The following is a 16871-nucleotide window of genomic DNA, read 5'->3' on the forward strand; positions in this document are numbered from 1 at the left end:
CGCCGGTTATGCTTCGCCCAGCGCTTTAATGCGGACGCAAGCGGCGCGTGGCGGATGCAGCCGAACGCCCCGCTGTTCCCACAAGAGCCGAAGTTCCTTGACGAGATCTTCGCGCCGGGGCTGGTCCAACATAGTTGTGTCGAGAAGCCAGCCGAGCGAGGCCTCCCCCTCGATCCGCATCAGCAGGTCGAAGAGCTCATGCGAGATACGCATGCTCTCGCGCCCCGAATGTCCCATACGGATCTCGGAAACCGTTTCCTGACGATCTTCCGCTGTGTAAGAGCGAATACGATGAAGGGATGCATACGGAGGCAATGAAACGCCCAGTGTACACCAATCCGGCAGTGTTGCCGGCCGCTTCTCGACGAGGAATGGCTTAACTACAAGTCCGTCCAGGTCGGTCGTCAAGAAGGTGACGATGGCGTCTGAAACGGAATCGACGATCGGCTCGGCATTGTTGTTAAAGGACGTGTTTAGAAGAACCGGGATGCCGGTTCGCTTCTTGAATGCATTAATGACATCCCAATAGGCAGGATTTGTGTTGCGCGAGACCGTTTGCAGCCGAGCAGTTCCATCAACGTGCGTGACCGCACCAAGCACGCTATGGTGGGCCGCCCGCACACGAACCACGAAGTTCATGAAGGGAAACTCCCGCTTGCCGCCTGGGAGCTCAAAGAACTCGCTTGCATCCTCCTCCAGCACTGACGGCGCAAACGGACGATAGCCCTCGCGCTTTTTGACCATCGCGTTTATCCGGTTCTTGTTTTCCGCTGGCCGCGGGTCGGCGAGAATGCTGCGGTTGCCAAGCGCACGTGGCCCGAACTCAGAACGGCCCTGAACCCAGCCGATGACAGCGCCATTTGCCATCCAGTCCGCTGCACTCGCTGCGATGTCATCACTACGTTGAAAATCGAGGTGGCTGGACCATGCATTGAGCTCGTGTTCTATGGCTTGCTCGGTCCCGAGATCGGGTCCCCAATAGACGTCCGACAATCGCTCGCGCGGCGCGGGCCGGCCCAGCTCGTTTGACATCATCAATGCGGCGCCGAGTGCGCAACCGGCGTCATGCGCCGCGGGCTGGACGAAGATGTCGTCGAAAAGGCCGGAATAGAGCAGCTTACCGTTCATCGTGCAATTGTGGGCTACGCCTCCCGCCAGGCACAAGCGCTTCATGCCCGTCGCTTCGCGATGATGCCGCAGGATATGAAAGATGATCCGCTCCAGCGCTTCCTGCAGCGAAGCGCTGACGTCTCGATGCTGCTGTGTGAATGCCATTCCCTTTCGCCGGACCTGGATGCTGCGGATCAAGGCCGGGCCGATTCGATCCAGATGGACCCGATAACCGCCATTGTCCAACAATTCATAGAACTGCGCGAAGAGCTCGCGATAGGGCGCAGGGTCCCCATAGGGGGCAAGCCCCATCACTTTGTACTCGTCGAACAACCCGTAGCCGAGATAACGGATCGCCTCGAGATAGAACAGCCCCAGAGAGTTATGTTCTGGAAAGCTTGCGAGTTGCGAAATTTCGGTGCCAGACCCTACTGCCAGCAGACCTGAGAGAAAGTCTCCGCCACCGTCGACCGTAAAGATCAGGCTTTGCTCGAATCCAGACATGGCAAATGCGCTCGCGGCATGCGCTTCATGGTGATTTACGAAGAACACGCGCGACGCATCGACTTCGGTGCGGAACTCCCGCGCCAGCAGCTGACGTAGCAACAGTTTGGCGTCTAACGGCACGGCCTGAGAAAGAAATAGCCGCTCCAGCATGGTATTGCAGTAGGATTCAGTCGCGTAGAACGCGATGCGGTCGATCTCGCCAAGCTCCACTCCTGCAGCTGAAAGGCAGTATCGGATCGAGTTGCTTGGCAACTTGTTGGAGTGCTTGACTCGATTGAGGCGCTCTTCTTCGACAGCAGCAAGCACGCGGCCATCCCGCACGAGCACTGCAGCGCCATCGTGCAGAAATGTATTGGGCAGCTCGGCCGAGTTTTGATAGATTCTGTCCAGACCGCCACTCACTCCGAGACACAACATCTCGCTCTCCATTTGGTCATGACAGGAAGGCGAACCGCCCTCCCCAACTAGTTCGTCTGTACTGTCACGCTCCCTCGGCCACGCGGGCCAGGAAGCACAACCAATGCTTTGCGAAGTCCGGCCCGGCGCCGAGCCGGCTCAGCCTATTTGGGTGCTGGGCGTTCCCGCACCGTCCGACCGATCCGGCGCCGTGCGCCCGGCTTGTTATAAAGCCATTGCGACTGCCCCTGTCGCAGCTCACGCTACCTCAACCAAGACAGCGCATCGCGAATTCCGTCAACGCAGCAGACGGCGCCGAAACAATACCGTCGACACAAAGAAAGGTAATACCGCGTACATGCAGAGCGCACCGACATGGAAGGCAGCCCCGCCGCTGGCCGCACGGTCCAGCATCGCCGGGCGGATGAGATCGACCGAATGCGCCAGCGGCAACAAGCCGGCGATGTGCTGAAAGGAGCTCGGCAGTTGGCTCATCGGAAAGACTGCGCCACACAGAAACACCATGGGTGTCAGGATTAGCGTCTGGTAAAACACGAAGTAGTCGTAGCTCGGCGCAAGAGATATGACGACCATCGCCAAACTTGCAAAGACAAGGCCGGTCAAGGCCACCGTCGGCATCGCATACAAAATGGACGCCCAGGACGCATAACCCAGCGTCGCAGCGACAATTCCGATTGCGGTTCCGGCCAGAACGGACTTACTGGCTGCCCACACCAATTCGCCCAGAACGACGTCGCCAAGCGTGAGTTGTGTGGACAGGATTGCTTCCCAGGTACGCTTGGCATCCATCCGAGCAAAGGTTGCATACATGGTTTCAAAGGTCGCGGACGTCATGGCGCTGGTCGCGACCATGCCTGCTGCCAGGAACGAGATGTAGGAGGTCCCTTCAACACGACCCACGATTAGCCCGAGCCCAAAGCCAAGGCCAAACAGGTTGGTTATGGGATCTGCGAGGTTGCCGAGAACCGATGCAAGCGCGACTTTCCTCCATGCCAGGAAGTTTCGACGCCATACTGCAATCCAGTTGTACGCATTAGCGGGCATTAGCGCCGCATAGCTTTCACCCATCCCTCACTTCTCCATCTCGCGTCCGGTCAGCCGCAAGAACACGTCTTCGAGATTCGGCGGCCGCTGCAGAATGCGAAGGCCCGCTCGGCCGCGCAGTTGAACACGTACTTGCTCCGGATACGGCGCATAGCAAAACAGCGTCTCTCCACTCACTTCGATATTCCGAGTATAAGGCTTGAGCCATTCACCGAGCTCATGTGGATCACCGCCATAGATCTCGATCACGTCGCATCCGATATGCTCGTCGATCAAGGCGTTCGGCTTTCCTTCGGCTATCTTGCGTCCACTCTTGAGCACGCAAAGCCGATCGCATAGGCGTTCGGCTTCTTCCATGAAGTGGGTGGTGAGCAGGATTGTCTTGCCACGCGCAAGCAGAACGCGCAGACGCTCCCATATCAGGTGCCGCGCGTGCGGATCGAGGCCGGTCGTGGGCTCGTCCATCACCAGCAGATGCGGATCATTGATCAGGGCCCGCGCCAGTGTCAGCCGACGCTTCATGCCGCCCGACAGATGCGCGACGCGGACGTTCGCCTTGCTTTCCAGCCGTGCAAACTCGAGCAACGAGGGTACGATCGTCTCAACCTTGCGAGCACTCAAGCCGAAATAACGGCCAAATACCAGCAGGTTTTCGCGTACGGTGAATTCGAGCTCGAGGTTATCGAACTGCGGCACAACGCCAACGCGCATACGTGCTACACGCGCGCGCGCAGGCACAGGCTCGTTGAGGATTGTAATCTTGCCCGCATCCGGCGAGATCATCCCGAGCAGCATACGCGCAATCGTGCTCTTGCCGGCTCCATTTGGCCCGAGCAGACCAAAGCATTCTCCGCGCGCAACCGAGAACGACAGCTCATCGACGATGATTTTGTCGCCAAATGATTTTCTGACGCCGGCAAGGTCGATTGCTGCGGTGGACATGTTCATCTTAGGCTGACAAAAGGCGTTCAGCCGAAGTTGGCTTGCTTACGACGGTTTTGGTCCAGAGCAGGCCGTCGCACCACACATGCTCTACGCGCCCCCACTGGCAGGCGGCGGCCACGTCCGGGAAGAATCCTCGTCCATGGAGGTTGGCACTCGTATTGCAGAGCAGCGGAATGCCGGTGAGCTGTTCGAACTCGACGAGCAGCTCGGCGATTTTGTGTGGAGAGTTGCGGGCGACTGTCTGCAACCGCGCGGAGCCATCCAGATGGACGATAGCGGGGACCTTATCGCGCCACTCCTCCCGGGTCTGGTGATCGAACAGCATATAAGGATCTGGCGTCCCGGGACTGAAGATCTCCGGCGCCCGATCCTCCAGGCAAATCGGCGCTACTGGCCGGAAATGCTCGCGGCGCTTGATGTCGTTGAGGTGATCTTTCATTGCCGGCAAGGTCGCTGCTGCAAGAATGCTTCTGCCACCCAACGCCCGTGGCCCAAGCTCGGCGCGTCCCGATAGGAAGATTACGGGTTTGTTGTCAGCAAGAATGGCCGCAAGCTCGCGGAGAGTGCATGGTGCAGGCTCCCATTCTGACGGACTTTCGCTGGCCTGCAGCGCCGGACCGCTATAGACTGACCATTCTAGTGGCCCGAACCCCTTTTGTGCCGCCATCGCGCTGCAAGCGGCGCCAATTGCCGAGCCGCTGTCATTTGGAAACGGCGGCACCCAGACCTCATCGAACAGTCCCGTCGCCCGAAGCGCACTGTTCCACTTGATATTGAGCCCGCACCCCCCGGCTACACATAGGTTTCTCGCGCCCGGAAGCGACGAGTGTCGCAGCAAAACCATCGCAATTTCCCGGACAAGAAGACGTTCCAGGAACACATGAAACGACGCAAGGACGTCTTCGGCTCGCTTGGCCGTCAAGCGCAGCGCGCTCGCCTCAAAAAAGTCGTGTACAGCGGCAAGCGATGCCTCAGCATTGTTGATGTCGGCGCGGTAGCGACGGGCCTGCTCCGTATCCGCAGCGAAGCGCTTTTCGTAAAGCTCCTGAAACACAGCCACGATGGTTTCGTCGAAAGAGCCAAGCGCAATATAAGCCATCAGCTTGCCGGCGATGCCCAAGTCCCAATTGGTGCGATTCGGCTGCCTGTAAGGGCCAAAATGAAGGCCCGCGGCAGCATAGGAATGACCGATCATTGGAAACAGACTGGCAATGAGTCGGGCGCCTCGAGGTTCGACATAGTAGAGACGTGGAAAGATGCAGCCATCCCATACCAGACAGAACGCGGGCTTTCCGGCGCTGGCAAACGGGCTGGTGCTGTATGCCGAGGCGACGTGGCCGGTGACGTGCGGGTAACTCTTATAGGGAAACACCTTGCCGCCAAGGATCAGGCCATAGCCATCGACTGAATCTAGAAGGCCCTCGGCATGGCGCTCGACATATGGCGCCCCCTTCAACGCGATTGGAACCGCCCCACTGAGAACCTGGAACTGCGACTCGATCTCTCCATCCCAGCCGTCGATGACGAACTGATCAATATCTCGTGGATCCAGGCCATGCTCAGCCAACGCGAGCACGACTGCATCGAGGTTATCGACAGATTGATACCGTGGATTGTTGCCGCGCTTCTCTTGTTCGGTGCAAAAGACAAGCTGTCCGTCCTCGACGACAGCGATTGCCCCATCATGTGTTAACTTGATGCCACAGATGCGCATACGACCCCCTGGCCCTAATGACCGTAATTTGGTTGTTCTGACGAGTTAATCGGCTTCCGGAACAGCACGAGCAAACAGTCTTCATTGACCGACTCAGTATGGCAATGAAGACGCTCGATCTCGGATAGGTTCTCATTGAAGAGAGAAATCACTGTTTCCGCACCGGCAGCGTGCCCACAGCGTCGACACGGAGCATCACGCGCGGACCCGAACACCAGAGCGCCATTTGGTGCAAGCATACCGACCAGATTGAGGATGGCTGTGTGCATCTCGGCGATGTCCTTGAGGTAGTAAAGAACCTCGGCCACGACGATCAGATCGAACTGCTCAGCCGTCGAGAACTGCTGAATGTCGCATGTTATCCATGTGATATGTGACCACCTCTTGGTCCGCTGGCGCGCACGCTCGATCGCCTGAGGCATGACATCGACCACGGTGAGCCTTTGGCAGTGCGGCGCCAGCATTTCGGTGAACGCACCGGCTGCACATCCGACCTCGAGGGCATGCACAACGTCACCGTTGCAACGCGACATCCGCAGCATCTGCGCGTATCGCTCCTGCTCGAACGAATTGCTGTCGAGCCGCCATGGATCATCGACAGCCAATTCGCGCTCCAATAGCTGATAGTTCTTGTCCGATGTCACGGGGGCATCCAACCTATTTGTAGGCGCTCGATCGCTCGGGACCGCAAACACTCTCGGTCGCCGCCACGCTCGATGCACGGTGCGAAAGCCCGGGCTTACAAATTGCGGCAGAGCTCACACCACTTCTCGCGGAGCTTATTCCGGTGGCCGCATGCGGAATGACAGCTTTATTCTCTCCGTCGCTTGCCACCATGACTTTACGCGACAGCCAATCGCTATTGCTCAATGTACAAAGCGCGTAGGCTTTCATCGGCAGCAAGAGAAAGATATTGATGGGTGTGTGAAGCGAGAAGCCGAGAAACCGCATATCGCGAGCACGGAACGCTGCCACACTGCACCGGACCATCGTCATGGCCGCAATCGTCAGCACCGTCCACCAGGCCACTGACCCGCCGATGACGAACTGCGCGAGCGCAGCCAGTGATGAGAGGGCGAGAAGCAAGGGGCCGAGATTTTGTCCGACAACGTCGAGCGTCAGATAGCGATCCAACTCGGGCAGCAAGCGCAACGCAAGAAATGTGTCTCGAAAGGTACTGCGCGCCCAGCGTAGTTGCTGTCGCAGATATGGTCCAAGGCTGTCCGGCACCACTGTTGCTGCGATCGCGTCGGGGACATACTCGGTTCGAAACCCCGCCTTGAGCATAAGGATCGTTAGATGACGATCTTCGCCGAAATCACTTGGCTTTCCACGAAAAAATTGCGTTTCGTATTGATCAAGCAGCAAGGCGAGCGCAGAGCGACGATACATGGCACACGGCCCGCAGCAGCACATCACGGCGCCGAAGCGTGCCTGCGCCGCGCGCTCTTCGTTGCAAGCCAACCAGTATTCCATATCGATCAGCTTGGTCAGCCAGGTCTCGTTGCGATTGCTCGCTACCAACTGCCCCATGGCCGCGCCGACGTCGGGGTCCTGCATCTTCGATACAAGCTTCGTGACCACGTCGACGGCAAGGATCGTATCCGAGTCGACGTTCAGGACCAGATCGCCGGAAGAGCTGCGTATCGCAGCAATCTGCGCCTTGCGCTTTCCGACGTTCTTGGCCATCAAGATGATGCGAAACCTCGGATCGCTCGCATAGATTTTGTGTACGGGTCCCAACAGATCGCGATTTGCGGATCCATCGTCGACCACAATGACTCTCAGTTTTCCGGCGTAGTCTTGACTTGCAATCGACGCGAGGCATTCGGAGAGTGTGTTTGGGTCCTCATTGAAACAGGGCACGATTACATCCACGCTGGGCAGAACCACCCCGGCTTGCTCGAGATCGTTCTGCAGCGATGAGGGATTGGTCGGCTGAGCGTAAAGCGCCTGCGCGCTCTTGTAGATGGTCGAGAGCAGCGCATAAGACGAAACGGCGACAGCGCTGGTTGTAGCGAGCAGATCCATGGGGTGCCAGTTTTGTTCAGTGAAGTTGAGGAAGCGGATGGATTTCGAACCCGCGCAGTTGCAGTGCCGGAATCAGATATGCCAGCGCCCTCACCGTCTGTTCACGCGAGGTACTGTCGATGCACGACGCCTCCTCGCCGGGCGGATATCCGTCGTGCAGGAGCACAATTGCTCCCGGGCGAACAGCCGCCAGCACTGACTTCACGATGCTATCAACCCCAGGACGCGACCAATCTCTCGGATCGACCGACCAGTGCACAGCAGCGAGGCCAGCCTTGGCCGACGTAGCAAGCACGTCTTCGGTCCATATGCCGTAGGGTGCCCGCATGTGCCGGGGCAACGCTTGTGGGCATGCCAATCGGATTGCCCTGCTCGCCGTTAGCACCTCATCATGTATCTCCGCTGCTTCGCATCTGGACAGATCGGGATGCGTCATCGTGTGGTTCGCAACCTCGTGCCCCTCGGCGATCATTCGTCGAATGAGTTCAGGTTGGTCGGCCGCGTACGTGCCGATAACGAAGAAAGTCGCGGGGACCCGATGTTGCGTCAGGACATCGAGGACGAGCGGCGTGCAAAATGGATTGGGCCCATCATCGAAGGTCAAGTAGACCGAACGACTTCCGCTAACGTCGCCGTAGTTGCACCGCACCGCAGATAGGGGGATGAGTTCATTCACAGCTCGGGCCCGTTCCGATCGATAATTGTTCCCGCCGGCCACTCGCCCATTGAGCGTCCAACTGGGAACACCACCACGAGCACGTCTTCGATGCGGATCGGCGACAAATTGGGGTAGACATCTGCCTGGGTGGAGCGGACGCGAATGCCTGGCATGAGGGTTGCCAACCCTCGCCTTCCGACCAGTCTGGTCAGATGCTTCTCAAGTGCGGGCCGGACCGTACCAAAGCCGAACGGCACCCCAAGCTCCTGCAGCGCAGGATACATCACGCGCATTGAGTGGCTAATTCCAAGCCCCTCAAGATCTGGACGGACGGCATACAATCCCAGTTCGGCCACGAGAAGATCAACGCCGCCAATCTTGATGAAGCGGCGCAGTAAGCCAATATGAGCAGCGACGCCGTGCGCGTCGTAACCGATTACGCGCATTTCAGGTCTTGCGCCGGCCCAACTTCGAATACCCTCGAATGGCTGTGCATTGAATGCACCAGTCGGCCCATAGCTCTTACGAAAGAAATCGGCGAGCTCGGCATGATCGGCGAGCTGCAGCTCGCTTTCCCAGCGAAGGCTCCACTGGACCTGAGTGCGCGCGGAAGGCTCTTCCGCAGACGGCGACACGGCAATATTCATGGCGGACTTCCCTGCGCCAGTAGGGATGAGAGCGGATATAGTCACGTAAGACACTCGCTATTCGCCGAACCGCTGATCAATCTGGAATGTGTTGGCATGCGGCATCCGCGCTCGACTATTCTCGCCAGGTCGCCCGAGAGTTGACTGAATCGGAGTGGCGCCATCGTTGGCGGCGAGACGATGGCGCAGCTCGCACGTGTCGTTCCAGCAATGCCATGGTCGACATATGCCCGGACATCCCAATGAGGCGATCGGGTTGTGCAGACTCCATCTGCATCCTGGGAGAGCTCCGTCGCGCCCAAGATCGCGATCGGCATTACCCTCTCTGAGGGCTGCCCATCGGTGTGTGAAAGCTCATCGAGGACACACGCGGCGGGCACTAGATCAACTTCGGTCTTATGCATCTTCGACTCGCCTTGTATTGCGATGGACAGGCGCGCCATTTGGCCAGTCGCCGGAAGTATTCGGCATCTGCGATCTGCGCACGCTGCTTGGTCGCGACACTAAGGTGAGGCTGAGCACGCCCTCAAGTGTACGCGGGTAAACCGCCGATATGGAAAGGGATGGAACGCGCATACGAAGGTTTATCGAGGCCTGCCTAGCGTCGCATCGCGTGAGAGTCGCACCTATAACAGGCGCAACGCGCGTGCGGCAGAGATAGCCACTTCGCACACGGATTCGGCAGATCCTCGCACGTCCAGGATTTCTTCTCGGAGCCCGCGTACGACCAATAGCCATCGTGGCATACCTAATTCATTTTCCAAACTGATGTTTGCTATCCAACAATCCGCAGTTTGGTAAAATCGATTGTTTCGATAGAACACATCCACACGATGGATAGACTCACGACATGCGGTTCAAGGGACTTGATCTAAACCTTCTCGTTGCGCTCGATGCTCTAATGACGGAGCGCAACCTCACAGCGGCGGCGCGCCAAATTAACCTGAGCCAGCCCGCCATGAGCGCTGCGATCGCGCGGCTGCGCAGCTACTTTCGCGATGAATTGTTTACGATGAGAGGTCGCGAGCTCGTCCCGACACCCGGCGCGGAGGCGCTTGCGGGTCCGGTTCGCGAGGCCCTGCTGCACATCCAACTCTCGATCATTTCTCGGGATGCGTTCGACCCGACCCTGTCGAGCCGACGCTTCAGGGTCATTCTCTCCGATTTCATGACAATCGTGTTTTTTCGGAGAATTGTTGATCGTATCGCACAGGAGGCGCCTGCGGTGCGCTTCGAATTGCTGCCATTTTCCGATGAACCCGGTGAGCTGCTTCGCCGCGGCGAAGTGGATTTTCTCATTTTGCCGGAATTGTTCATGTCGAGCGCGCATCCTAAGGCGACGCTATTCGATGAGACCCTCGTATGCGTGGGATGCCGCACGAACAAGCAGCTATTGCGACCACTTACATTCGAGAAATACAATTCAATGGGGCACGTCACCGCCAAGTTCGGACGGGCGCTGAGGCCCAACCTCGAGGAGTGGTTCTTGCTCGAGCACGGCTTGAAAAGGCGCATCGAGGTCGTTGTGCAGGGCTTTAGCCTGATTCCGCCCATATTGTTCGACACGGGCCGCATAGGAACAATGCCCTTACGTCTAGCCAGACACTTCGAAAAGTGGATGCCCCTGCGGATCGTCGAGCCACCACTCCCACTGCCCACTTTTACCGAGGCCGTGCAGTGGCCTGCGTTCCACAATACCGATCCGGCGAGCATTTGGATGCGGCGGATATTGTTGGAGGAGGCGTCCAACATGGGATCTGCAGATCGGAAACTACCAACGCGCAGGCGCTGCTAGGTCCACCACAAGCTGCTCCGGCAGATGCAAATATCCCACTCATCATTCGACGTGTCTGCCTTGTCATTTTAGCTTCCCGGACGGCCATGCTGCAAAACGCACGCGCGAGCCGGCCCGGGATTGTGAACGATTGCCGGCCCGTGCGCCTAACGATCCCGCAAACCGTGTAGTGCGCCTGTACTGCACGCGAGGTCCGACGCCATCGCGGAAGGACGCGAGCTTTCGAGTACGATGGTATTTGGCGAAGCGAATTAAATCGCTTGAACCTGACACTGCGTCAGGTTGTAATTTGCCTCCTGACCAATGCTGCGCAGGCGGACGTCAACGGGTCACATCGCGTGAACTCCTGGCTATGGCAGGATAGGCACTAAGGCTGGTTTGCCAATGGCGGCTCGACTAAGTCGAGTTGCGAGAGTGCCGGGAATCGACGAGATCGATCAGGTTGGCGCTCCCGACGGCTCGAGCCGCAGGTCGTCGTCCCCGAGCGCACTGCGTGCCATTCTGCGATGCTCCGCGAGCTTCTTCGCAATCGCACGAGAGGAACTGAGTTGATTCGCGCGAGCCAATGACACCGCTTCAGATGCAGCCGTTGTCGCTCATGGTATGCACTGTAAAAGACGAGCGCGTCGGATAATGAGATATGCGTTTCAACGGCCTTGATCTGAATCTTCTCGTCGCCCTTGACGCCCTAATGACTGAGCGCAGCCTTACCGCAGCTGCACGCAAGATTAACCTCAGTCAGCCGGCCATGAGCGCAGCCGTTGCCCGGCTGCGTTCCTATTTCCGTGATGAGCTGTTTGCGATGAGAGGCCGGAAACTTGTCCCGACGTCACGCGCGGAGGGGCTGGCGGCACCCGTTCGTGAGGCTCTGATGCACATCGAGCTCTCCATTATCGCGCGCGACGCATTCGACCCGGCGCAATCGAATCGGCGGTTCAGGATCGGCCTTTGCGATTTTATAACGATCGTATTCTTCCGACATGTCGCCGAGCGTGTCGCGCGCGAAGCTCCTGCCGTCAGCTTCGAACTGGTAGCGCTCGCCGATGAGCACGATGAACTTCTCCGGCGCGGCGAGCTTGATTTCATTATCCTCCCGGAACCATTCATGTCCAGCGCGCACCCGCGGATAGCCCTGTTCGAGGAAAGGCTCGTGTGTGTAGGCTGCGGCACGAACGGCGAGCTACGGCGACGGCTTACATTTGATCGATACATGACGATGGGCCATGTTGCGGTTAAGCTCGGAGTTGCGCGCATGCCTCCCATCGAGGAGTCGTTTCTACTTGATCGCGGCCTGAACCGACGCATCGACATCCTCGTGCACAGCTACGGCATGATCCCGCCCATGCTGATGGGCACGAGCCGGATAGGAACCATGCCTTTAAGGCTCGTTAAGCATTTCGAAACAACGATGCCCCTTCGGATCGCCGAGCTTCCGCGGCCGTTCCCAACATTTACCGAAGCGGTCCAATGGCCTGTCCTTCAGAACAGCGATCCGGAAAGCATCTGGATGCGAGAGATATTGTTGCAGGAGGCGGCTCGCATGACCTCTACGAGTGATGATTGCTCCATGAGCTACGCTTCGGAGCAAGCGGACACTGAAGGACGCCTGACGAGCGTTGCCTCGCGACTATCGTGACTCCTCTCAAGGACGTGCACGCCTCCTATATCCCGCTGCATGTCTCTACAGCCACACTTTAGACTTCTCCTGCTCTAACTCACGTCCAGCGTCTTCGCTGCCGACGGCTATCATGACGTTGCCGCGGGATTTGCAAATTGGCATGCCGCCCGACGTCAGGTGGCAGTTCAAGTCACCTATTGAGTTGTTTCAGAGGGGCCACACGTCAGAAGCGCCGCACCAAGCGCTCGATACATCGCGCGGGCCAGGCCCCGCCCTTGAGCGCGGCCTCACGTAGCGGCATGAGCAAGATCAACTCGGGGCTCGCGCCATCCGCGCTCAGAACCAGTCGTGCTCCGAATGCGCGGAGTCGATTCCTCCGCCGAGCCGCACATGACGCGCGGCCAGCCCGCCGAGCGATTGTACAGATGACGGGAATCGCTCGTGCTATTTTGCAAGACACCGCGCGCCTGTGTTGCCTTGTCGCATCACCTTAAGGCGCCATGCATCTTCCTCGCTCCGCGCCGCTGATCTGACTTCTTTTGGCCCTATCGCGGCCAAACGTCTTGACGACGTGCGCCGCCTTGGCGCAATGACAAACAAGGAGCCGACCGTTGGAACAGTACAGCGGCGTATTCGATCCGGAAGAACTATCTGTCTTAGGAAGCCTGTTTGATGGCGCAATCAATGCGTTACCGCCGTCGATGCGAACGCCTGAAAATCGGACCGCAGTCGCCAAACTCATCTTGGATAGTACAGAGAGCGGCGCGTCCAGGCTGGCATGCCTGATGAACTTGTTGATCATCATTTCACCTAAGGGTTGATCGCCAACCATTCTGAGGATAGTCACCATCTCTTACGCTGGAATGGAAGACGATCCAGCTAGAGCTTTGAAATAGCTTGAATCATACGTGACGTCAGGTTGTAGGCTTTGAAATTGAACAACATGAGCAAAGCTACACCACGAAGGCGTCGATGGCGCATTGGCGAACTTGCAGAGGCGACCGGAGTGACGGTACGCACGCTGCATCATTATGAACATACCGGGCTCTTGGCCGCATCGGAGCGCACAGACGGCGGTCACCGGATGTACGATCGTGAAAGCGTCCAACGAGTTCATCAGATTCGCGCGTTACGTGAGCTTGGCTTCTCCCTTCACGAGATACGTAAGGCAATGGAGGGCACTACCTCACTCATTGACCTGCTGCGCAAACATTTGGAGCGGATCGAACTTCAAGTCGCTCGAGCGACCCTGTTGCGAGATCGTTTACGCGACATGACGACAGGCAGTGAGATCCAGGTAAGTGTAGATGAGCTGCCTGCAACCTTGGACGCGATGTCTAAGGTCCAGACGCGTAGTCAGACGTCCCGATGTACGTGCAAATTGGCTATAGAGCGCGAGGAGCGGTGGAGGCGAATCCGCGACGAACTGCGTGATTGCATGGATCGGGGCGAACACCCTTGCGGTGAGCGAGCGAAAGCTGTGGCGGTTGCAGCGCGGCTGCTGATCAGCGAAATCGCCGGAGCCGATTCGCGCGTTTCAACGATCCTGAAGGTCCTTGCGCGGTTGAGTGCCCCTCGCAGTCTGGCCGGTTGGGATCCTACTCTTATGCAGTATCTCGACCTCGCCCTTGCGGGGCTGGAGGATCAGCCGTACTGACGGCCTGGGCGCAGGGATGCGCAGGATCTCGCTGATCATTCCGCCGAGACCACGGTTTATTAGTTTCTCACAAAGGGACTTGAACCGCACGTAACGTCAAATTGTAGGCTCTATCATGGTCGCGGCGTAGCCAAGCTGACGCGCACGACTTCGCTTGGCAGAAGCGACCACATCAGGCTTGGAAGCAAATCGAGCCGCCGGCGCTGGCGGTTCACTTCAGGTGAGCATTGGAGCCCTACAATGTTGGGTCGGCGTTACGTTTTAGCTGCCAGTGCAGCACTGCTCTTCTGCGCCGTCGGCTCGACTACGCGCGCCTCCGACGTCAATATTGCCGTAGCTGGTCCTATGAGCGGAAGCAGCGCGGCGTTTGGCGCACAAATGCGCAATGGAGCGGCGGCCGCCGTCGAGGCTTTGAACGCGTCGGGCATACTTCCCGATACCAAGCTGATATTGACCGTCGTCGATGACGCTTGCGACCCCAAGCAAGCCGTCGCAGTTGCGAATAAACTCACAACCGAGCGCGTCCGGCTAGTCGTTGGTCACTTTTGTTCTTCTTCGTCGATTCCGGCCTCTGACGTCTACGATGAAGCAGGCATCATTCAAATGTCACCTGGCTCGACAAGTCCTCAACTGACAGAACGTGGCCTTAAGACGGTGTTTCGGATTTGCGGCCGTGACGACCAACAGGGTCTCGTTGCAGCTGAGTACATTCACGCAAATCACCATAACGAGACGATCGCAGTGCTCGACGACAAGAGCACGGCGGGTAAGGGCATTGCCGACGTGGTTGCGGCACAGCTGCAGAAATCCGGCGAGCACGTCATTCGAAAAAGCTACATAGCCGGTGAAAAGGATTACGCAGCACTGGTCTCAAGAATGAAGAAGGACGGCGTGCGGGTCGCCTATATCGGCGGCTATCATACCGAAATTGGACTGATCGTACGCCAGGCGTCAGAAGCAGGTGCCGGCCTCATCGTCATGGCAAACGATCCACTGATGACCTCTGAATTCTGGGCCATTACCAGCAGTGCAGGAAATGGCACATTGTTCACCTTCATGGCCGACCCCGTCAAGAATGCCAAAGCGGCCGGCATCGTGGCCAGACTCAGCGCTGCCAATCTGTCTGCCGAAGGATACACGCTTTACGCCTATGCAGCAGTCCAAGCATGGGCAGAGGCGGTAAAGCGGGCCAGCTCTTTCGATGCTCGACGAGTGGCCAGCGCACTTCGTTCGTGGCCGATCGATACCGTGATAGGCCCAATACTGTTTGATTTTAAAGGAGACAACGCGGCTCCTGGATTTCTCGTTTACCGCTGGCGTGACGGGCATGTTGAAGCCGTCAAGCAGAACTGATCGGGGACGACGAGCAACCTCCCACAATTCAGCCAGTGATACAGAGAATGAAACGCCCTCACGACCTTGGTGCGGCCCTACTGGCGTGCACTCTTATACTCGCGGTTTTCGGAGCATTTTTGGCGTTCGCTGCAGCGCTGGCAGAGCTGCCTGACGTCGATCCACTGGGGGATGAGTTGCGTCCGATGATAAACAAGTAGTGCTTGTGCAAACCCTCAGTATCGCACGACCACCTTGGCAGGCATGTCTTGATCAGACCGATGGTCGCTCTTTTTGGTTCACCGGCTCCTCCTCAAGTAGGCCTCTATGCCGTCTGCAACGGCTCGGCGACATCACGAAGTGCCGGTGGTTTCTTCCCACAACGTAGCCATGGAACTCAATTTGCATCAGCAATTTGCGTCATCGAGCCGGCATACCGACAGATGCACATGCGCGCTGCACTCTATGAGCAGGCGCGCCCCGTGCGAGGTCCTGCGAACAGCACACGGCAAGACGGCCAATTGGCGTTCCGACCGAACAGCTCTCCTCGTGACTTGCGTTGCCATCAATGGGCCCCCATTCCCGCTGTCCGCCGCCTTACTGGAAGGCTCGTTACCGTCCTGGCACGGCAATGCCGACATGCGAGGAAAAGCTCCACCTTGGAGCGAACCGCCGTCAGGCCGGCCGCCGCGACATGCCAATGGGCTGGCTACACACGAGCCAGAACATTCTCGACATCAATGTGATCGGCCATGCCATCGGCGTGCGCATCTTTGGGCGCCGTTATGCCTTCGCGAACAACCTTCGGCCTGTCGGGCCTGAAAGGCAGGAAGTTGCAGCCGACTTCGCTGAACTTGACCCTTCTGGAGTACCCTCCGACCCAAGCGTCGTGCTGGCGCGCGGCAGCTGACCTCCTATTGGCAATTTGCTCTGGCCGGAGTGCAAGTCCTCCCCCAAGAAGGGCGGACAGATGAAGCGACCGAGATTCACGGAAGAGCACATTATCGCGATATTGAGGGAGCATGAGGCCGGCGCGAAAGCGGCCGATCTAGCTCGTAGGCACAGGATCTCTGAGGCGGCAATCTACAATTGGAAAGCCAAGTTTGGCGGCATGGACGTTCCTGCGGCCAAGCGATTGAGGGCCCTGGAAGAGGAGAACGTGAAGCTAAAGATGCTTCTGGTGGAGCACATGCTCGGTGTGACGGCCCTTCGCGAGCTCCTGTCAAAGTAGTGATCAGACCGCCATTTGCAGATTCTCATGACCCAATCGCATCGTGCAAGCTCGGTGCCTGCACCCAACGAGAGAAGTCAAAAGCGGTCAAATAGCGAACGAGCCGTCTTTGAGACAGACGACATCAGGCAACCGGGACTTCTGTTCCACAAACGGAGATGATCA

14 protein-coding genes and 1 pseudogene are annotated in these 16871 nt (G+C 58.1%); 7 read left to right on the top strand and 8 right to left on the bottom strand.

What is annotated here, in order from left to right:
- Nucleotides 1-6: 6 nt before the first annotated feature.
- From JEY66_RS34055 to JEY66_RS34090, 8 genes are all read right to left on the bottom strand, one after another.
- Entirely contained in the window at nucleotides 7-2034 is a 2028-nt protein-coding gene (locus tag JEY66_RS34055; protein WP_026192376.1) for a carbamoyltransferase family protein, read from the bottom strand.
- A gap of 276 nt (nucleotides 2035-2310) precedes the next feature.
- Nucleotides 2311-3102, bottom strand: coding sequence for an ABC transporter permease (locus tag JEY66_RS34060; protein ID WP_016842047.1), 792 nt, complete (start codon nucleotides 3100-3102; stop codon nucleotides 2311-2313).
- Nucleotides 3103-3105: 3 nt separating this feature from the next.
- Entirely contained in the window at nucleotides 3106-4026 is a 921-nt protein-coding gene (gene nodI, locus JEY66_RS34065) for a nodulation factor ABC transporter ATP-binding protein NodI (protein WP_018270195.1), read from the bottom strand.
- 1 nt (nucleotide 4027) lies between these two features.
- Complete coding sequence (nodU, locus tag JEY66_RS34070) at nucleotides 4028-5737, bottom strand: nodulation protein NodU (protein ID WP_018270194.1); 1710 nt, start codon at nucleotides 5735-5737, stop codon at nucleotides 4028-4030.
- Between the two features lie 14 nt (nucleotides 5738-5751).
- Nucleotides 5752-6432 (bottom strand): nodulation methyltransferase NodS, encoded by a 681-nt coding sequence (gene nodS / locus JEY66_RS34075; RefSeq protein WP_240536973.1) that lies wholly within the window; start codon nucleotides 6430-6432, stop codon nucleotides 5752-5754.
- Nucleotides 6395-7768 (bottom strand): chitooligosaccharide synthase NodC, encoded by a 1374-nt coding sequence (gene nodC, locus JEY66_RS34080; RefSeq protein ID WP_018270192.1) that lies wholly within the window; start codon nucleotides 7766-7768, stop codon nucleotides 6395-6397. Before nodC ends, nodS begins: the two co-directional genes overlap by 38 nt.
- A gap of 16 nt (nucleotides 7769-7784) precedes the next feature.
- On the bottom strand, nucleotides 7785-8444 hold the full coding sequence (nodB, locus tag JEY66_RS34085; RefSeq protein ID WP_016848466.1) for a chitooligosaccharide deacetylase NodB: 660 nt from the start codon (nucleotides 8442-8444) through the stop codon (nucleotides 7785-7787).
- A complete protein-coding gene (locus tag JEY66_RS34090) occupies nucleotides 8441-9073 on the bottom strand; it encodes a NodA family N-acyltransferase (protein WP_026192374.1) in 633 nt (210 codons plus the stop codon). The genes nodB and JEY66_RS34090 overlap by 4 nt, the downstream gene beginning before the upstream one ends.
- Nucleotides 9074-9923: 850 nt before the next feature.
- Here JEY66_RS34090 and nodD1 point away from each other — a divergent pair.
- From nodD1 to JEY66_RS34125, 7 genes and pseudogenes are all read left to right on the top strand, one after another.
- The gene (gene nodD1 / locus JEY66_RS34095) at nucleotides 9924-10868 is read left to right on the top strand and encodes a transcriptional regulator NodD1 (protein ID WP_016848464.1); all 945 of its coding nucleotides are present in this window, start codon (nucleotides 9924-9926) and stop codon (nucleotides 10866-10868) included.
- A 640-nt stretch (nucleotides 10869-11508) separates the two neighbouring features.
- Nucleotides 11509-12504 (top strand): transcriptional regulator NodD2, encoded by a 996-nt coding sequence (gene nodD2 / locus JEY66_RS34100; protein ID WP_016848463.1) that lies wholly within the window; start codon nucleotides 11509-11511, stop codon nucleotides 12502-12504.
- A 593-nt stretch (nucleotides 12505-13097) separates the two neighbouring features.
- Complete coding sequence (locus tag JEY66_RS34105; protein ID WP_075968983.1) at nucleotides 13098-13307, top strand: hypothetical protein; 210 nt, start codon at nucleotides 13098-13100, stop codon at nucleotides 13305-13307.
- 122 nt (nucleotides 13308-13429) lie between these two features.
- On the top strand, nucleotides 13430-14143 hold the full coding sequence (locus tag JEY66_RS34110; RefSeq protein ID WP_026192373.1) for a MerR family transcriptional regulator: 714 nt from the start codon (nucleotides 13430-13432) through the stop codon (nucleotides 14141-14143).
- A 240-nt stretch (nucleotides 14144-14383) separates the two neighbouring features.
- Nucleotides 14384-15496 (top strand): branched-chain amino acid ABC transporter substrate-binding protein, encoded by a 1113-nt coding sequence (locus tag JEY66_RS34115; protein ID WP_018270189.1) that lies wholly within the window; start codon nucleotides 14384-14386, stop codon nucleotides 15494-15496.
- A gap of 679 nt (nucleotides 15497-16175) precedes the next feature.
- Nucleotides 16176-16385 carry a hypothetical protein gene (locus JEY66_RS34120; RefSeq protein ID WP_225164195.1) on the top strand — a complete coding sequence of 70 codons (210 nt, stop codon included), beginning with the start codon at nucleotides 16176-16178 and terminating at the stop codon, nucleotides 16383-16385.
- A 60-nt stretch (nucleotides 16386-16445) separates the two neighbouring features.
- Nucleotides 16446-16703 (top strand): annotated as a pseudogene (locus JEY66_RS34125) (transposase); the annotation flags it as partial.
- Between the last annotated feature and the right edge of the window lie 168 nt (nucleotides 16704-16871).

Source organism: Bradyrhizobium elkanii USDA 76 (genome assembly GCF_023278185.1).
In the GTDB taxonomy this organism is placed as follows: domain Bacteria; phylum Pseudomonadota; class Alphaproteobacteria; order Rhizobiales; family Xanthobacteraceae; genus Bradyrhizobium; species Bradyrhizobium elkanii.

What these genes read in the sequence shown, in the direction of transcription:
- JEY66_RS34055 (WP_026192376.1), bottom strand. Translation starts at nt 2,034, where the DNA reads ATGTTGTGTCTCGGAGTGAGTGGCGGTCTGGACAGAATCTATCAAAAC.
- JEY66_RS34060 (WP_016842047.1), bottom strand. Translation starts at nt 3,102, where the DNA reads ATGGGTGAAAGCTATGCGGCGCTAATGCCCGCTAATGCGTACAACTGG.
- nodI (WP_018270195.1), bottom strand. Translation starts at nt 4,026, where the DNA reads ATGAACATGTCCACCGCAGCAATCGACCTTGCCGGCGTCAGAAAATCA.
- nodU (WP_018270194.1), bottom strand. Translation starts at nt 5,737, where the DNA reads ATGCGCATCTGTGGCATCAAGTTAACACATGATGGGGCAATCGCTGTC.
- nodC (WP_018270192.1), bottom strand. Translation starts at nt 7,768, where the DNA reads ATGGATCTGCTCGCTACAACCAGCGCTGTCGCCGTTTCGTCTTATGCG.
- JEY66_RS34090 (WP_026192374.1), bottom strand. Translation starts at nt 9,073, where the DNA reads ATGAATATTGCCGTGTCGCCGTCTGCGGAAGAGCCTTCCGCGCGCACT.
- nodD1 (WP_016848464.1), top strand. Translation starts at nt 9,924, where the DNA reads ATGCGGTTCAAGGGACTTGATCTAAACCTTCTCGTTGCGCTCGATGCT.
- nodD2 (WP_016848463.1), top strand. Translation starts at nt 11,509, where the DNA reads ATGCGTTTCAACGGCCTTGATCTGAATCTTCTCGTCGCCCTTGACGCC.
- JEY66_RS34110 (WP_026192373.1), top strand. Translation starts at nt 13,430, where the DNA reads ATGAGCAAAGCTACACCACGAAGGCGTCGATGGCGCATTGGCGAACTT.
- JEY66_RS34115 (WP_018270189.1), top strand. Translation starts at nt 14,384, where the DNA reads ATGTTGGGTCGGCGTTACGTTTTAGCTGCCAGTGCAGCACTGCTCTTC.
- JEY66_RS34120 (WP_225164195.1), top strand. Translation starts at nt 16,176, where the DNA reads ATGGGCTGGCTACACACGAGCCAGAACATTCTCGACATCAATGTGATC.